The sequence below is a fragment of the Microbacterium pratiae genome (assembly GCF_047302165.1).
Lineage (GTDB): Bacteria > Actinomycetota > Actinomycetes > Actinomycetales > Microbacteriaceae > Microbacterium.
In genome coordinates this window covers 3,315,397-3,327,968 of the sequence record NZ_CP154843.1, presented here as the reverse complement: position 1 = coordinate 3,327,968, position 12,572 = coordinate 3,315,397, and the positions used below count along the sequence as shown (strand labels likewise).

Genomic DNA, 12,572 nt, shown 5'->3' with positions numbered 1-12,572 from the left:
TCTCCTGCCACTGCGGGCGGGCGGTGGTGGGCGTGGATCGCGGGCGCCGGGATGACGTCCGCGGTCGTCTCGGCTGCCGTGATGTATCCACCGCTCCGGCGTATCCGGCTCGACCCCGGCCTAGCCCTTCCGATCATGGTGACGGCATCCGTCGTCGCGGTTCTCGCTCTCGGCGCGGCGGCTGTCGTCCGGCCCGCGGCGCGGCGAACGGATGCCGCGATCATCGCCGCGATCGTCGCGGTGGCAATGGTCGCGGCGATCGGATATCGCGCTGTGGTGGGAACGGCTGCCGGCACGTCGTTCTCGGAGGCGCAACTGTGGCTGTGGTTCGCGCTCGCCGTGGCGCAGGTCGTGCTCCTCGTCATCATCGTGGTTCGATCGCCCCGCACCCGGCGCCGATGAGGTGCGGCGATGAGGATGCGGAGAAGTCTCTTCGGTGCGACGGCGGCCGCGTTCGCGGTCACCGTTCTGACGGGATGTGGGGCGACGGTGGCAGTATGGATCGCGTCCGGGACGGTGTCGTCGGGTGATGTGATCGTGCGCAAGCAAGGGGTGTACTCGCCCGCAGACTGAGCGGGCCCCGAGGCCCGCGGCACCCGTCTGTGTTCGCCCTGGCCGTCGTTCTGACGAGAAGCGATTGCCTGGCAGATCGCGGGGTGGGGAGTTCTCCCCATCGACCTGGGCCGACGGGTGCCGATAGGTTTTGGGTGTCGGCTCCGGAGGGGGGCCGGGACATCTACTTTCAGGAGGGCCGTCATGGCTGATTTCGGTGCGTCTTATGGCGAGATGGAGCAGGTTGCGAGCTCGCTGGCGCAGGCTCGGGATGACATTCAGGGTCAGCTGGACACCCTGAAGTCGCAGGTCGACACGCTGCTGGGTGATGACTTCAAGACGCAGCACGCGTCGGGCAAGTTCGGTGAGGGTTACTCGGAGCTGACGACGGGTCTGAAGAACGCTGTCGATGGCATCAACGACATGTCCGAGTCGCTGCTGGGCATGATGCGCGCGATCCAGGACCTCGACCAGCAGCTCGCCGGCAGCTGATCCCGTCTTTTCGGGGCCGAGGCGTCCTGGGCGCCTCGGCTCCGCTCGATTCTTGGAGGTGACCATGGTCGACGTGCGGATCGACTACGGCGCGATGCGCGCCAGCCGCGACGCTTACGCGAACATGCGGGATGTTCTCGACGGGGCGACACGGGCGATGTCGAACGTCTCGGGCGCGGCCGTGCCCCAAGACGTGCTGCGGCGGCGCCTCGAGGACCTCCACGATTCGTGGGGTGGCGGTATCGACAAGCTCGCCCGCTATGCGGAAGACGCGGGCACGGGGCTCGAGGGCATTCTCGAGGCCTTTCAGCAGCTCGACACCGAGCTCGGCAACAGCATGGTTCCGCAGGAAGGATCGGCGTCGTGACCGACTTCTCCGCTCTCGGCTTCGACCCGGCCCCCGGTGACGTCGCGACGCTCTCCGGATATGTGGATGCGCTCACCACCAGCTGCGACGGTGTCGATGACGCTCTGTCGATGATGGACGGCTCCGACGACGCCGCGTGGGTCGGAAAGTCGGCGACGGCGTTCCGCGCCGCGCTGAGCGAGGACTTCCGCCCGCACCTCAGCGACACGGGTGAGGCGTTGCGCACATCCCGGACCGCCCTGGCGACCTGGACCGATCAGCTCGCCAATCATCAGCGGCGTGCCGCAGCGCTCGCGGAAGAAGCCTCCGCGGCATCCGCAAGCGTCGCCTCGTCGGAATCAGCCCATGCGCAGGCCCAGGCGAACAAGGATGCCGAGGACGCCGACCCCGATGCCGTGTCGAACGCGTCGACGGCGCTGGCGAACGCGCAGGGCGAGCTGGATGCGATCCGCGCGCGTGCTCGTCAGCTCAAGGACGAGGTCGACGCCGACGCCGCCGCCGCGGCCGGAGCGCTTCTGTCTGCGAGCGACACGTTGAACTCCTACGCCGGCAACCCGGTCATGAACTTCCTGGGCTCGGCCGGTGATTGGCTCGCCGATGCGGGCAACTGGCTCATGGACAACGTGGTGCCGATCCTGGAGGACATCCTCCGGGCGGCGCTGCCGATCATCGCGATCCTCTCGCTCTTCATCCCCGTGCTCGGCACGGTCGCGCTCATCATGTCGATCGCACTCGTCGCGATCGACGGTCTGCAGTGGGCGACCGGCCGAGGAACGTTCGCCGAGTTCGCCGCCGGAGCCCTCGGACTGCTGGCGGGCGGTGCACTCGGGCAGGCTGCAAAGGCGCTGATCGGCCCCGGCGGCCAGGTGCTCATCCCGTCGATCCAGGGAATGACGCCGGCGATCGCCGGCGGTGGGGCCGCGGCGGGAAGCGTCGCCGTGGCGCTCAACGTCAATCTGCCCAACATGGTCGCGAACACGTACTGGACCGTGAACAGCGCGATGGACGCCCACAGCAAGGGGACGGACTTCGTCGACAGTCTGACCGGGCCGTGGCAGAACCTCTCCGAACGGTTCAACAACACCCTGCGCGGCAACGGCCCGCGCACCGATGAGGAGGTTTGATGACCGAGCAGGAGGCGACGCTCGACCCGGTCGCGGCTGATGATGCGCCGCTGCGGGTCTGGCAGCGCGTGCCCCAGGGCTGGATCGAGTTCCGCTCGTTCGGCGACCGTTCGCCGCAGGAGTGGCTCGATTGGTACCTCGTGAGTGCCGAGGGCTGGCTGCCGGATGCTGCGCGCGACGCGATCGTCGACGGCTTCCGTGCCGGCGTCGAGCTGTTCGCCGACACAGCTTTCGCGTTCGCCGGTGTCTCGCTGACGTTGGGCGAGCGCCCGGCGGCATTCTTCCTCTGCACGAACGTGGTGCCCGCGGCGGCCGAGACCGACGCCGCCGCGACGGCGTTCCACCGGCTGCTCCCGCTGGCGCGCTTCGGCGATGGCGGGCGCAGTGAGAGCTTCACCACCCCGGACGGCCGCGTCGGCACGATCACCCTTGGCGCGTCGACGGATGGCGGGATGCCGCACCTCACCGCGGTCGGCGAGATCCGCCTTGGCGGCGGCGCGGGCACGGCGGTCGTCATGGGGTTGTGCTCCGACCCGCAGCAGTCGGCCGAATTGGCGCTGCACGTCGCGTTCGCGCTCACGACGACGCAGGCTCTGCCCGAGGGCGTCGAGCCCGCGGAGCCCGAGCCCGTCGGCACGTAGCATTCTGTCCATGGCGTTCGCTTTCATCCAGGCAGCATCCCGCCCGCTCCTCGCAGCAGGCGAGGCGGGCGAGCCTGCGGCATCTGCGGGGCCAGCCGGGGCCGATCGTGCTGTCGCCGTCCTGCGTGCCGACTACGAGCGATGGTCGCGCTGGGCGCTCGGAATCGTCGGATTCATCGCCGTCGCGGGCGGCGTGTTCTTCGCGGGCGGGCTGGTCGCGACCGTGGTGGCGATGGGCGTCGTGACGCCGGATACCGTGATCGTCATCGCGATCTCAGCCGGGGTCGCCCTCGCCGGGGCAGCGCTGCTCGTGGCGCTGTGGCGCAGCGGCCGTGCACTGACTCGTGCAGCCTCGTACTGGCTGCACGCCCCGTACCTCGCGGGCCAGCGCGCGCCGCGCGCAGCCGGCTGGGTGCAGGCGCGTACCGTCAATCTCGAGCCCCGCATCCTGGTCCGCCTGATCACGGCCACCCTCGCCCTGCTCGTCGCTGTCGGCGGGATCGCCGTCTTCGTGCGCGACCTCGGGGCCGGCGTCTCGATCTTCACGGTGCCGGTCCTGCTCGTCGGCGTGTGCGGCGCGCTGAGCGGCATCGGTCAGATCGGCGGCGTCTTGCGGATCGTCAACGGCCTGAGTGCGGGCGACCCGCTGTGTTCGTGGCTGACGCGCTCGGTGCGCGCTCGCTGACGCGGCACCTCGACTGCCGCGTACGCTGACCGCGTGGCCCCCTCACCGTCGACGACCCGCGCGCACGTTATCGTCGCGCGTGCTACCGCCGTCGTCGCCATCGTTCCCCCCGCCGCGCTGGTCGTGTACCTCGTGGGCTCTCTGATCCTCTCCGGTGGGCAGGTCAGCGAGACCACGGGCGTGAAGTGGTCCGTTGCGGTGCCATACCCGCTCTTCGTGATGCCGGCCATCGTGCTGATCGCGTTGGCCTCCGCATCCGTCGCCCTCGCGGTCGTCACGGTCGCGACGGCCCGTCGCGGCGACGTGTCCGGTTTGCGTGGCCTCATCGGGCCGACCGTCGCCGCCGCGATCGCCGCGGTCCTGTTCGCAGGGATGGCGCCGGAGCGCGGCGTGCGAGTCGGCGACGCCGTGTGGGGTGCGCAATGGAATGCTGCACCGATCAGCGCCCTCGCCGTCATGATCCTGGTCGTGGGCATCGCGGTGGTCTCGCGACGTTCTCCGGCCGCGGGCTCGCGTTGACGGAGATCACCGGTTTCAGCTGCCATCGGAAAGCGATTGCATAGCAGATCGCGGGGTGGGGAGTTCTCCCCATCGACCTGGGCCGACGGGTGCCGATAGGTTTTGGGTGTCGGCTCCGGTGGGGGGTCGGGACATCTACTTTCAGGAGGGCCGTGATGGCTGATTTCGGTGCGTCTTATGGCGAGATGGAGCAGGTTGCGAGTTCGCTGGCGCAGGCTCGTGATGACATTCAGGGTCAGCTGGACACTCTGAAGTCGCAGGTGGACACGCTGCTGGGTGATGACTTCAAGACGCAGCACGCGTCGGGCAAGTTCGGTGAGGGTTACTCGGAGCTGACGACGGGTCTGAAGAACGCTGTCGATGGCATCAACGACATGTCCGAGTCGCTGCTGGGCATGATGCGCGCGATCCAGGACCTCGACCAGCAGCTCGCCGGCGGCTGATCGATGCGAGCGGGTTTCGCTTTCTGCGGGCCGGGGCCATGAGGCTCTCGGCCCGCAGGTCGGCCGGGGTGCAGGGGAGGAGTCGTCATGGCTGACGTGGTATGGATCAACTATTCGACGCTCGAGCGCACGAGCGGGCAGCTCGAGCGCATTCTGAGCGAGCTCGAGGATGCCGCGAGTCTCAGCGGCGACCTTCAGGGCGCGATCGGCCGGCCCTACGGTCGCGGCGATCTGCGCGACCGGGTCGATTCGTTCGAGACGGGGTGGGATAACCGTCGCGGCGACCTCGTGCGCGACATCACGAAGATCCGCGAGCACGTCGTCGGCGTACTCGACGGCTTCCGGGACTGGGATGACGAGACGGCATCGCAGATGGACATCGACGCGTCGGGGCTGAGCTCCGCGTCGCGTCCGTCGCCGATGTGATGGAGGAGATGACGTGAGCATATTCATGGAGGGGTCGCCGCGGGGTCGCAGCATCACGACTCTGGAGGGCGATGGCGGCACGATCACGACCCGCGGATACCGCATCGAGTCGATCGGCCGGCAGATGGTCCAGAGCGCCGAGGTGCTGCGCGATCTCGTCGAGGGCGAGGACGGTCAGCAGGGTAAGGCGATCGAGAAGGTCCGCGAGATCGTCGGCGACACGCACGCCGAGCTGCGCCGCGCCGGCGAGATGTACGAGCCCACGGGCCCGATCCTGGTCGAGTACGGTCGCGCCGTCTCGTCGGTCCAGCCGCTGATCGCCGCCGCCGTGTCGGCTGCCGATGCCGCCTGGAACGCGTACAACAGTGCGCCGGGAACGCTGGGCGACCGATTCACGCTCGCCGTCGACCCCGAGCCGGGCTCTCCCGAGGCGCTGCAGCAGGCGCAGGATGCGAAGGACGACGCCCGCAAGCAAGAGCTGTACGACCAGTTCCGCGACGAGGGTGCCGTCTTCGACCGCCACTACGACACGTGGGAGGAAGCGTTCGACCGCGCGGCATCCTCGATCGGCGACGTCCTCGAGGGAGCGATCCGAGACGACTTCTGGGACGACCTCGACGGAGTCATCGCCGTCGTCATCGAAGTCCTGGGCTACATCGGCATCGCCGTGGCGATCCTGGGCATCATCATCGGCGGCCCGATCTTCGCCCTCATCGGCTCGATCATCGGAGTCATCACGCTGCTGCTGACCATCTATCAGGTCTTCCGAGGGGATGCCGGGCCCGAGAAGCTCGTCATCGCGATCATCAGCGTCCTGCCGATCGGCAAGGTCGGCAAACTGTTCCAGGGCAAGACGGGCATGCTCGACTTCGGTGCCGACATGGCGTTCGGACTGCGGCCCGCCAACTGGTCGGCGGCTGCCGGGCAGCTGCGGTCGCTCCGCACCATCTCGGGATTCAGCGGGGGCTTCTTCTCGAGCATCGGCAACGGGGCACGCGGCCTGTGGCAGATGAACAACCCGGCCGGCGTGGGCGACATCATGTGCCGCTTCATGTTCGGGCAGAACTCGACCGGTGTGACGAACCTCGCCGAGGCGGTCGCCGGTTCGGCGCGCGGGTGGTGCAACTCCACGGTCATCTCCGGCGCGTGGCAGGGCGCTTACACGATGGCCTCCGGCAGCTGGGCCGCGCTCGACAAGATCGCCCTGTGGACCGGCAACGCCGACCGTAAGCCGAGCTCGGTCTTCCCGTGGGTGGGGGCGGTCCTGTGACCGACCGAATGCCCGACGGGTGGGGTGCGGGGCAGTGGCGTCTCGACGCGACCTCCGAGCAGGGCGGCTGGCTCCTGCTGCCCGCGGATGTCGCCGACGTCGACATCTGGGTGGGTGACTCTCTCGCGCAGCTCCGTGACGGGTGGGCCGAGCGCTGGGACGCCTCCCACGATCAGCCGGCGGCCGACCTGCTGCGGGCAGGTCTGGTCGCGCGCCCGGAGGAGGCGGCGCTGGCGTTCCAGCTCTGGCCCGCCCCGGCCCCGCTCGTCGGACACGCGTTCGTGGCCTTCGGCACCGCGCCAGAAGGCTTCGTGCTCGATCCCGCGGCTGGGCTCGTCTACGAGGCCGAACGGATGGGTGTCGGCATCCAGCGCCCCACGACGGTGGATGCCGGCGACGTCGATCTCGTCGGCCTCGACTTCCTCTTCATCGCGGGTGATGTCGTCGTGCACGCGAGCCTCCAGCCCACCATCCCCGAGCTGTTCGCTCTTCTGGTCGGCTCGTTCCACGACTTCGTGCAGACGCTCGCCCTCCTGGGCCCGGACGGCGAACCGGTCGTCGCATCGCTGCCGAGCGGCTTCTCCGCAGACGAACGCTGGCCTGATACCGTGCCGACATCATGAGCTTCCTGTACCCGTCCGCCCGAGCCTGGGCGGAGGACCATTCGCTGTCGTCCGAGGTGCGTCTCGCGCAGTTGGAGGTGATGGCCTACCAGCGGCATCCCGAGATCTTCGAACACTTCGGAGCCGACGGCGCGGCGATCGCGCAGCGAGAGCGGAAGACACGGTCGAGGTCCCCGCTTCGCGGCATCGGGTTCATCGCGGTCGCCGCGATCTGGATCGCCGCCGCCATCGTGCCGGTGCTGGGGCTCGCCGTCCTCATGGGCGACCGGTTCGAGTTCTACCGGATCGAGGCGGAGCGCTCGATCCCGATCGCCGCGGTGATGTTCACGATCACGGCCATCGGGCAGGCGGTGTTCCTAGTCGCCTGGCTCGTCCGCGGTGCACGATTCTCGTGGCCCGAGTTCTCCGTCCCCCTGGTCGCGGCCGCGATGGCCGTGCTGACCCTCGGGACGATGCCCGGTATCGCCGAGCTCGACGGCTACGCCGACTGGGAGTGGGGGCGCACGCCCGTGTTCATCGCACTCGGCGTCTCAGCGGTCGCCGCGATCGCGATGCTCGTGCGCTTCCGGGTCCGCGAGCCCGAGGGTGACGGCGAAGCCGTCGCCGCGACCGGGCTCGGAGCCGGCGACATCCGCGCCCGCATCGCCTCGCTCCCGTGGGACGAGCGCCAGGCCATGGTCGACGACCGCAACGCGGCCCTGGCCGTCCTGCACGAGCGCGGACTGATCGACGCCGAGACCCTCGAACTCGCGCTGTCGCGCGACCCCGGAACCCTGCACCTGATCGATGCCGAACGGCGTCGGTGACGAGAGGACGATCGTGACCGACACGACCGAGACCCAGCCCCCGTCCGAAATGTCGCCCGCCCCCGCGCGGGTCTCGCTGCGCGCCGCGATGGGGCTCCCCGAGAGGCCCGACTTCGTCCTCGCGCTTCCGACGGGATGGGTGCGACGCGGAGTCGACGCCGCCACGCTCGACCAGCTGCGTTCCGACGCGCGCCGTCGTCTGCTGGAGGCCCATCGCCCCGACCTGTACGCCCGGCTGCAGCCCATGCTCGCGCAGGCCTTCGGCGCGATGGCGTCGGCCGACGTGATCGCGCTGTTCACCCCTACCGCGGAGGACGACGCCGCACTGGTGCTGCCGGCGTCGATGGTCGCGTCCACGCGCACCGCTACCGCCGAGAACCTCGACCCGCTCGTGGGGGCGCTGATCCGCGAGGGCGGCGCGACGCCGCTGCTCGGCGACAAGCGCTTCCTGCGCTTCGAGCGTGAGACGCGGCGCACCCTCGACGGGCAGGACTACCTCGCGACGGAGATCGGCTACCTCACCCCGATTCCCGGGACGCGGCGGCGCCAGGCGCTCCAGCTGACCGTCTCGATCGCGCGGCCGGTCGCCGCCCCCGCCGACGACGAGCCGCTCGTTCTCATGAAGACGCTCTTCGACCTGTCGGCGTCGAGCCTGCGCTGGGAGACGCCGGGAGCCTGACCGGGGCCGCGGCGCCCCGGTCGTCGGTCTCGCCGCTGCGACTCAGGTGGTCGGGCGACCGTAGGTCTCGAGGAAGCGCAGCCACACCTCGCTGAGCGTCGGGTACGCCGGCACCGCGTGCCACAGGCGCGCGAGCGGAACCTCGCCGACGACCGCGATCGTCGCGGCTTGGAGCAGCTCACCGACATCCGCCCCCACGAACGTCGCGCCGATGAGCACGCCGCGGTCCTCGTCGACGATCGCGCGTGCCTGACCGGTGTAGGCATCCGAACGCGTCGACGCGCCGGCGATCCACGAGAGGTCGTAGTCGAGCACGCGGATGTTGCGCCCCGCAGCACGCGCGGACGCCTCGGTCTCACCGATCGAGGCGACCTCGGGATCGGTGAAGGTCACTTGCGGCACGGCTCCGTGGTCGGCGGTCGCGACGTGCGCGCCCCACGGTGCGTCGTCGACGGTGCCGCCGGTCGCGCGGGCGACGATGACGTCGCCGGCGGCCCGGGCCTGGTACTTGCCCTGGTGGGTGAGAAGGGCCCGGTGGTTGACGTCGCCGACCGCGTAGAGCCAATCGGATCCGCGGACGAGCATCGTGTCGTCGACATCCAGCCACGCTCCCGCCTCGAGCCCGACGGCATCCAGCCCCAGATCCTCCGTGCGGGGCACGCGTCCGGTCGCGATGAGCACCTCGTCGGCGCGGACGCGCGTGCCGTTCGACAGCTCGAGCTCGACCTGACCGTCATCGACGCGCTGGGCGGACACGAGATCGGTGTGCAGCAGCACCCGCGCGCCCCGATCGGTGAGGGACTGCGCGACGAGGTCGCCGGCGAAGGGCTCCATCGGTCCGAGCAGGCGGCTGCGCGCGATGAGCGTCACCTCGCTGCCGAGGTCGACGAATGCCGTGGCCATCTCCGCCGCGACGACACCGCCGCCCACGATCGCGAGCGAGCCCGGCACCTCCTGCACGGCGGTCGCTTCACGGCTCGTCCACGGCGACACGTCGGCGAGGCCCGGGACATCGGGCAGGAGCGCCGCCGAACCCGTGCACACCGCGACAGCGTGGCGAGCGACGAGCGTGGTGACGGAACCGTCGGATCCGGTGACCTCGACGCGCTTCTCGCCGGCGAGGCGGCCGTGCCCGCGGACGAGGTCGACGCCGGCCCCCTGGAGCCACTCGACCTGCGAGGAATCGTTCCAGTCGGACGTGAGCGAGTCGCGGCGCCGAAGCACCCCTGCGACATCGATCTCGCCCGTCACCGCCTGCTTCGCGCCGTCGACCGCGCGGGCCGCGCGGAGGGCGGCGCCGGCTCGCAGCAGACCCTTCGACGGCATGCACGCCCAGTACGAGCACTCGCCGCCGACGAGCTCGCTCTCGACGATAGCGACGCTCAAGCCGCCTTGCACGGCACGGTCGGCGACGTTCTCTCCGACGGGACCGGCTCCGATGACGACGAGGTCGTAGGTGCGTTCGCTCATGTCGCGACGCTAACCCCGTCGCGGGCTGCGCGCCAGCGGTTGCGCTCGGCCGCTTCGCGGGAATCACGTCGCCAGACGGGAGCGGACGCGCGCCGGGTGGGGGTGTTCGCGTGCGCCGTCGACAGGCTGAGCGGTGCCATCCGGCCGGTGGAGGGCGATCGGCCGGGGTTGAGCCTGCGCACGGGTCACTCAGCGCGCCGCGCGCCGGCGCGCAGCGCGGCCCGCCCCGTCCGCCGCTGCTCGCCGTGGCGTGTGCCGTCGACAGGCTGAGCCGGCCCATCCCGCGCGTGCGAGGGAGCTGGGGGCGAGTGAGCCTGTTCGCGGCACGGCGAGCCGGTCGCGACGCGGGTGGACCGGTGGACACCGCGGCAGCGACGGGCGGGGCACGGCAGGGGAGTTCTCCCCATCGACGCGGCATCGGGCCTGTCGATAGCGTGTGAGCGTCGGCCGGACCGAGCCGGCGGAGGGGGCCCGATGTCAGACGTCGAGATCTACTACCACGCGCTCACGAGCGCCGCGGATGCGATCCAGACGCGGGTCTCGAGCGCGGTGATGGACAACGCCGACATCCAAGGCGACGACACCGGTGTCGAGAACCCCGCGCACCGGGTCGCGCTCCGTCTCGAGATGAACCGGCGGCTCAGCGGGCTGAATCGCGCCGTACTCGAGCGCACCACAGCGGCATCCGAGGTCGGCGCGTTGCTGACCGCGATCGCGACGCGCTACTCCGACCTCGACGTCGAGCTCACCGGGCAGGAGCAGCCGTGACACTCACCTCGCCGAACCGCGGCTACCCGCTCGAACGCCTCGAGGGCAATCCCGGGTCGATGAGCTGGTGGAGCGGCGCTTTCAGCCGTGTGGCCGGCTCGCTCGGTGACCTCCGTACGACCGTCCAGTCCGCGACCGATCTCGACGGCGTCGGCGCATCGATCCGGTCGGCTCGCTCCAAAGCACAAGAGGTCGCCAGCGGCCTGGCCGCGGAGATCGCCGAGGCGGAGCTTCTTGCGGGGGTGCTGCAGCGGTACGCGGACGCGTTCTCGTCGTCGGCGGAGGCGGCGAACCGGCTCATCGACGACATCGAATCCGCCCACGCGTCGTTGTCGTCGGCATCAGCCGCGGCCGATGAAGCGGGGCTCAACGCGCTGTGGACCTCGCGCTCCGGCGAGCCGTCCGACGTCCGGCGCGCGAACGATGCGGCGCAGGATGCCGTCGCCGCCCGGGACGCCGCAGCGCGCGATCTCGCCGATCTGTGGGAGCAGTTCGAGAGCCACTACTCCGCGTGGGACGCAGCCTACGACGCGGCGCTCGCCGAGCTCGCCGGCGGTGCGGGGCCGGCCATGACGTCGCAGGCGCAGAACCTCCTCGACCAGCTGCTCGCGGCGGACACCCCGCAGGCGGTGCTCGAGCTGTGGCTGACGAACTCCGAGCTGCACGAGGAGCTCATCGACGAGATCATCGGGGCGCATCCCGACATCATCGGCAACCTCGACGGCATCCCCTACGACGTCCGCGGGCGGGTCAACCGGGAGCGCCTGAAAGCGCTGCTGGCCACGCATCCGGACGGCGCCCTCGGCGACGACGTCGCGGCGCTGTGGGAAGAGCTGACGGATGGTCCTCCCTTCCCTCTCCTGATCTCGTTCGATCCCGACGGCTCGGCGCAGACCACCGCGGCACTGGCTTACGGGGATCTCGCTTCCGCAACGGACATCAACGTGCTGGTCCCCGGTATGAACTCGTCGGTGGCGGGCATCGGTGAATGGGGAGACTCGGCTCGCGCGCTCAACAACGCCGGACCGGGCCTCGCGACGATCGCGTGGTTCGGCTACGACTCTCCCAACGAGATCGAAGAGCCCGGCATGGAGCGGGCGCGCGACGGCGCGGCAGCGCTCCGCTCGTTCCTGCTGGGAATCGACGCGGTGCATCCGACGGCTGAGAAGGCCGTCATCGCGCACTCCTACGGCAGCACGACCGCTGCCCTCGCGATCGGTTCGCGCCCCGACGCGCTCGGCGTCGACCAGTTCATCGCCGTGGGCTCGGCCGGCTTCCCGAGCGATCCGCAGGTGCTGTCGAACCTCCAGAACGCCGACGGCCTGCGCATGTACGCGACGCTGTCGGAGAACGACGCATGGGCTCGCATCGGCCGTGACACGAGTTGGGGAGGCGCGCACGGCACGGTGCCCGAGACACTCCCCGGCGTGACCGAGTTCGGCAGTGACGGCGGTTACGCGGGCGATGAGCACCTCGCACCTACCCCGGGGCACGGTGCCCACGAGGGCGGCAACGGCCCGCTTCCGTCGGGCGATGGCGAGGGGTACCTCGTGCAAGGATCGGAATCGTTCTACAACATCCAGCAGATCGTCCTGACCGGTGAGCCCGGGACGGAGATGGACGGCGAAGGCAGCGAGCGCGGTTTCTGGGATCTGCCCGATTGGCTGCGATGGCTGCCCGTTGACCCCTACCGGACGTGACTGATGA

Annotated in this window: 16 protein-coding genes; 15 read left to right on the top strand and 1 reads right to left on the bottom strand. The window is 70.1% G+C overall.

Annotated elements, in window-relative coordinates; all coding sequences use genetic code 11:
* The first annotated feature begins 51 nt into the window (after positions 1-51).
* The 13 genes from AA0Y20_RS15850 to AA0Y20_RS15790 all read left to right on the top strand — a co-directional run bounded on the left by AA0Y20_RS15850 (position 52) and on the right by AA0Y20_RS15790 (position 8,627).
* Complete coding sequence (locus AA0Y20_RS15850) at positions 52-402, top strand: hypothetical protein (protein ID WP_412936198.1); 351 nt, start codon at positions 52-54, stop codon at positions 400-402.
* Positions 403-756: 354 nt separating this feature from the next.
* Positions 757-1,044 (top strand): WXG100 family type VII secretion target, encoded by a 288-nt coding sequence (locus AA0Y20_RS15845; protein ID WP_112617469.1) that lies wholly within the window; start codon positions 757-759, stop codon positions 1,042-1,044.
* A 64-nt stretch (positions 1,045-1,108) separates the two neighbouring features.
* On the top strand, positions 1,109-1,411 hold the full coding sequence (locus AA0Y20_RS15840; protein ID WP_412936195.1) for a hypothetical protein: 303 nt from the start codon (positions 1,109-1,111) through the stop codon (positions 1,409-1,411).
* Complete coding sequence (locus tag AA0Y20_RS15835) at positions 1,408-2,535, top strand: hypothetical protein (protein ID WP_412936192.1); 1,128 nt, start codon at positions 1,408-1,410, stop codon at positions 2,533-2,535. Before AA0Y20_RS15840 ends, AA0Y20_RS15835 begins: the two co-directional genes overlap by 4 nt.
* The gene (locus AA0Y20_RS15830) at positions 2,535-3,176 is read left to right on the top strand and encodes a hypothetical protein (protein ID WP_412936190.1); all 642 of its coding nucleotides are present in this window, start codon (positions 2,535-2,537) and stop codon (positions 3,174-3,176) included. The genes AA0Y20_RS15835 and AA0Y20_RS15830 overlap by 1 nt, the downstream gene beginning before the upstream one ends.
* A gap of 10 nt (positions 3,177-3,186) precedes the next feature.
* Complete coding sequence (locus AA0Y20_RS15825; RefSeq protein WP_412936188.1) at positions 3,187-3,861, top strand: hypothetical protein; 675 nt, start codon at positions 3,187-3,189, stop codon at positions 3,859-3,861.
* A gap of 33 nt (positions 3,862-3,894) precedes the next feature.
* Complete coding sequence (locus AA0Y20_RS15820; protein ID WP_412936186.1) at positions 3,895-4,380, top strand: hypothetical protein; 486 nt, start codon at positions 3,895-3,897, stop codon at positions 4,378-4,380.
* A gap of 155 nt (positions 4,381-4,535) precedes the next feature.
* Positions 4,536-4,823 (top strand): WXG100 family type VII secretion target, encoded by a 288-nt coding sequence (locus AA0Y20_RS15815; protein ID WP_274264290.1) that lies wholly within the window; start codon positions 4,536-4,538, stop codon positions 4,821-4,823.
* A gap of 87 nt (positions 4,824-4,910) precedes the next feature.
* Positions 4,911-5,249 (top strand): hypothetical protein, encoded by a 339-nt coding sequence (locus AA0Y20_RS15810; protein WP_412936185.1) that lies wholly within the window; start codon positions 4,911-4,913, stop codon positions 5,247-5,249.
* Between the two features lie 13 nt (positions 5,250-5,262).
* Entirely contained in the window at positions 5,263-6,519 is a 1,257-nt protein-coding gene (locus AA0Y20_RS15805; RefSeq protein WP_412936183.1) for a hypothetical protein, read from the top strand.
* On the top strand, positions 6,516-7,142 hold the full coding sequence (locus AA0Y20_RS15800) for a hypothetical protein (RefSeq protein ID WP_412936181.1): 627 nt from the start codon (positions 6,516-6,518) through the stop codon (positions 7,140-7,142). Before AA0Y20_RS15805 ends, AA0Y20_RS15800 begins: the two co-directional genes overlap by 4 nt.
* Positions 7,139-7,948, top strand: coding sequence for a hypothetical protein (locus tag AA0Y20_RS15795; protein ID WP_412936179.1), 810 nt, complete (start codon positions 7,139-7,141; stop codon positions 7,946-7,948). Before AA0Y20_RS15800 ends, AA0Y20_RS15795 begins: the two co-directional genes overlap by 4 nt.
* Before the next feature lie 13 nt (positions 7,949-7,961).
* Complete coding sequence (locus AA0Y20_RS15790; RefSeq protein ID WP_412936176.1) at positions 7,962-8,627, top strand: hypothetical protein; 666 nt, start codon at positions 7,962-7,964, stop codon at positions 8,625-8,627.
* Positions 8,628-8,669: 42 nt separating this feature from the next.
* Here AA0Y20_RS15790 and AA0Y20_RS15785 read toward each other — a convergent pair whose 3' ends face one another.
* Positions 8,670-10,097: a dihydrolipoyl dehydrogenase family protein gene (locus AA0Y20_RS15785; protein WP_412936174.1), complete on the bottom strand. Its 1,428-nt coding sequence runs from the start codon at positions 10,095-10,097 to the stop codon at positions 8,670-8,672.
* A gap of 474 nt (positions 10,098-10,571) precedes the next feature.
* On the opposite strand from AA0Y20_RS15785, the gene AA0Y20_RS15780 reads away from it, so the two are divergent.
* Positions 10,572-10,865 carry a hypothetical protein gene (locus tag AA0Y20_RS15780; RefSeq protein ID WP_112617461.1) on the top strand — a complete coding sequence of 98 codons (294 nt, stop codon included), beginning with the start codon at positions 10,572-10,574 and terminating at the stop codon, positions 10,863-10,865.
* The gene (locus AA0Y20_RS15775) at positions 10,862-12,565 is read left to right on the top strand and encodes an alpha/beta hydrolase (protein WP_412936172.1); all 1,704 of its coding nucleotides are present in this window, start codon (positions 10,862-10,864) and stop codon (positions 12,563-12,565) included. The genes AA0Y20_RS15780 and AA0Y20_RS15775 overlap by 4 nt, the downstream gene beginning before the upstream one ends.
* Positions 12,566-12,572 lie beyond the last annotated feature (7 nt).

What these genes read in the sequence shown, in the direction of transcription:
- AA0Y20_RS15795 (WP_412936179.1), top strand. Translation starts at nt 7,139, where the DNA reads ATGAGCTTCCTGTACCCGTCCGCCCGAGCCTGGGCGGAGGACCATTCG.
- AA0Y20_RS15850 (WP_412936198.1), top strand. Translation starts at nt 52, where the DNA reads ATGACGTCCGCGGTCGTCTCGGCTGCCGTGATGTATCCACCGCTCCGG.
- AA0Y20_RS15810 (WP_412936185.1), top strand. Translation starts at nt 4,911, where the DNA reads ATGGCTGACGTGGTATGGATCAACTATTCGACGCTCGAGCGCACGAGC.
- AA0Y20_RS15785 (WP_412936174.1), bottom strand. Translation starts at nt 10,097, where the DNA reads ATGAGCGAACGCACCTACGACCTCGTCGTCATCGGAGCCGGTCCCGTC.
- AA0Y20_RS15845 (WP_112617469.1), top strand. Translation starts at nt 757, where the DNA reads ATGGCTGATTTCGGTGCGTCTTATGGCGAGATGGAGCAGGTTGCGAGC.
- AA0Y20_RS15780 (WP_112617461.1), top strand. Translation starts at nt 10,572, where the DNA reads ATGTCAGACGTCGAGATCTACTACCACGCGCTCACGAGCGCCGCGGAT.
- AA0Y20_RS15840 (WP_412936195.1), top strand. Translation starts at nt 1,109, where the DNA reads ATGGTCGACGTGCGGATCGACTACGGCGCGATGCGCGCCAGCCGCGAC.
- AA0Y20_RS15815 (WP_274264290.1), top strand. Translation starts at nt 4,536, where the DNA reads ATGGCTGATTTCGGTGCGTCTTATGGCGAGATGGAGCAGGTTGCGAGT.
- AA0Y20_RS15825 (WP_412936188.1), top strand. Translation starts at nt 3,187, where the DNA reads ATGGCGTTCGCTTTCATCCAGGCAGCATCCCGCCCGCTCCTCGCAGCA.
- AA0Y20_RS15830 (WP_412936190.1), top strand. Translation starts at nt 2,535, where the DNA reads ATGACCGAGCAGGAGGCGACGCTCGACCCGGTCGCGGCTGATGATGCG.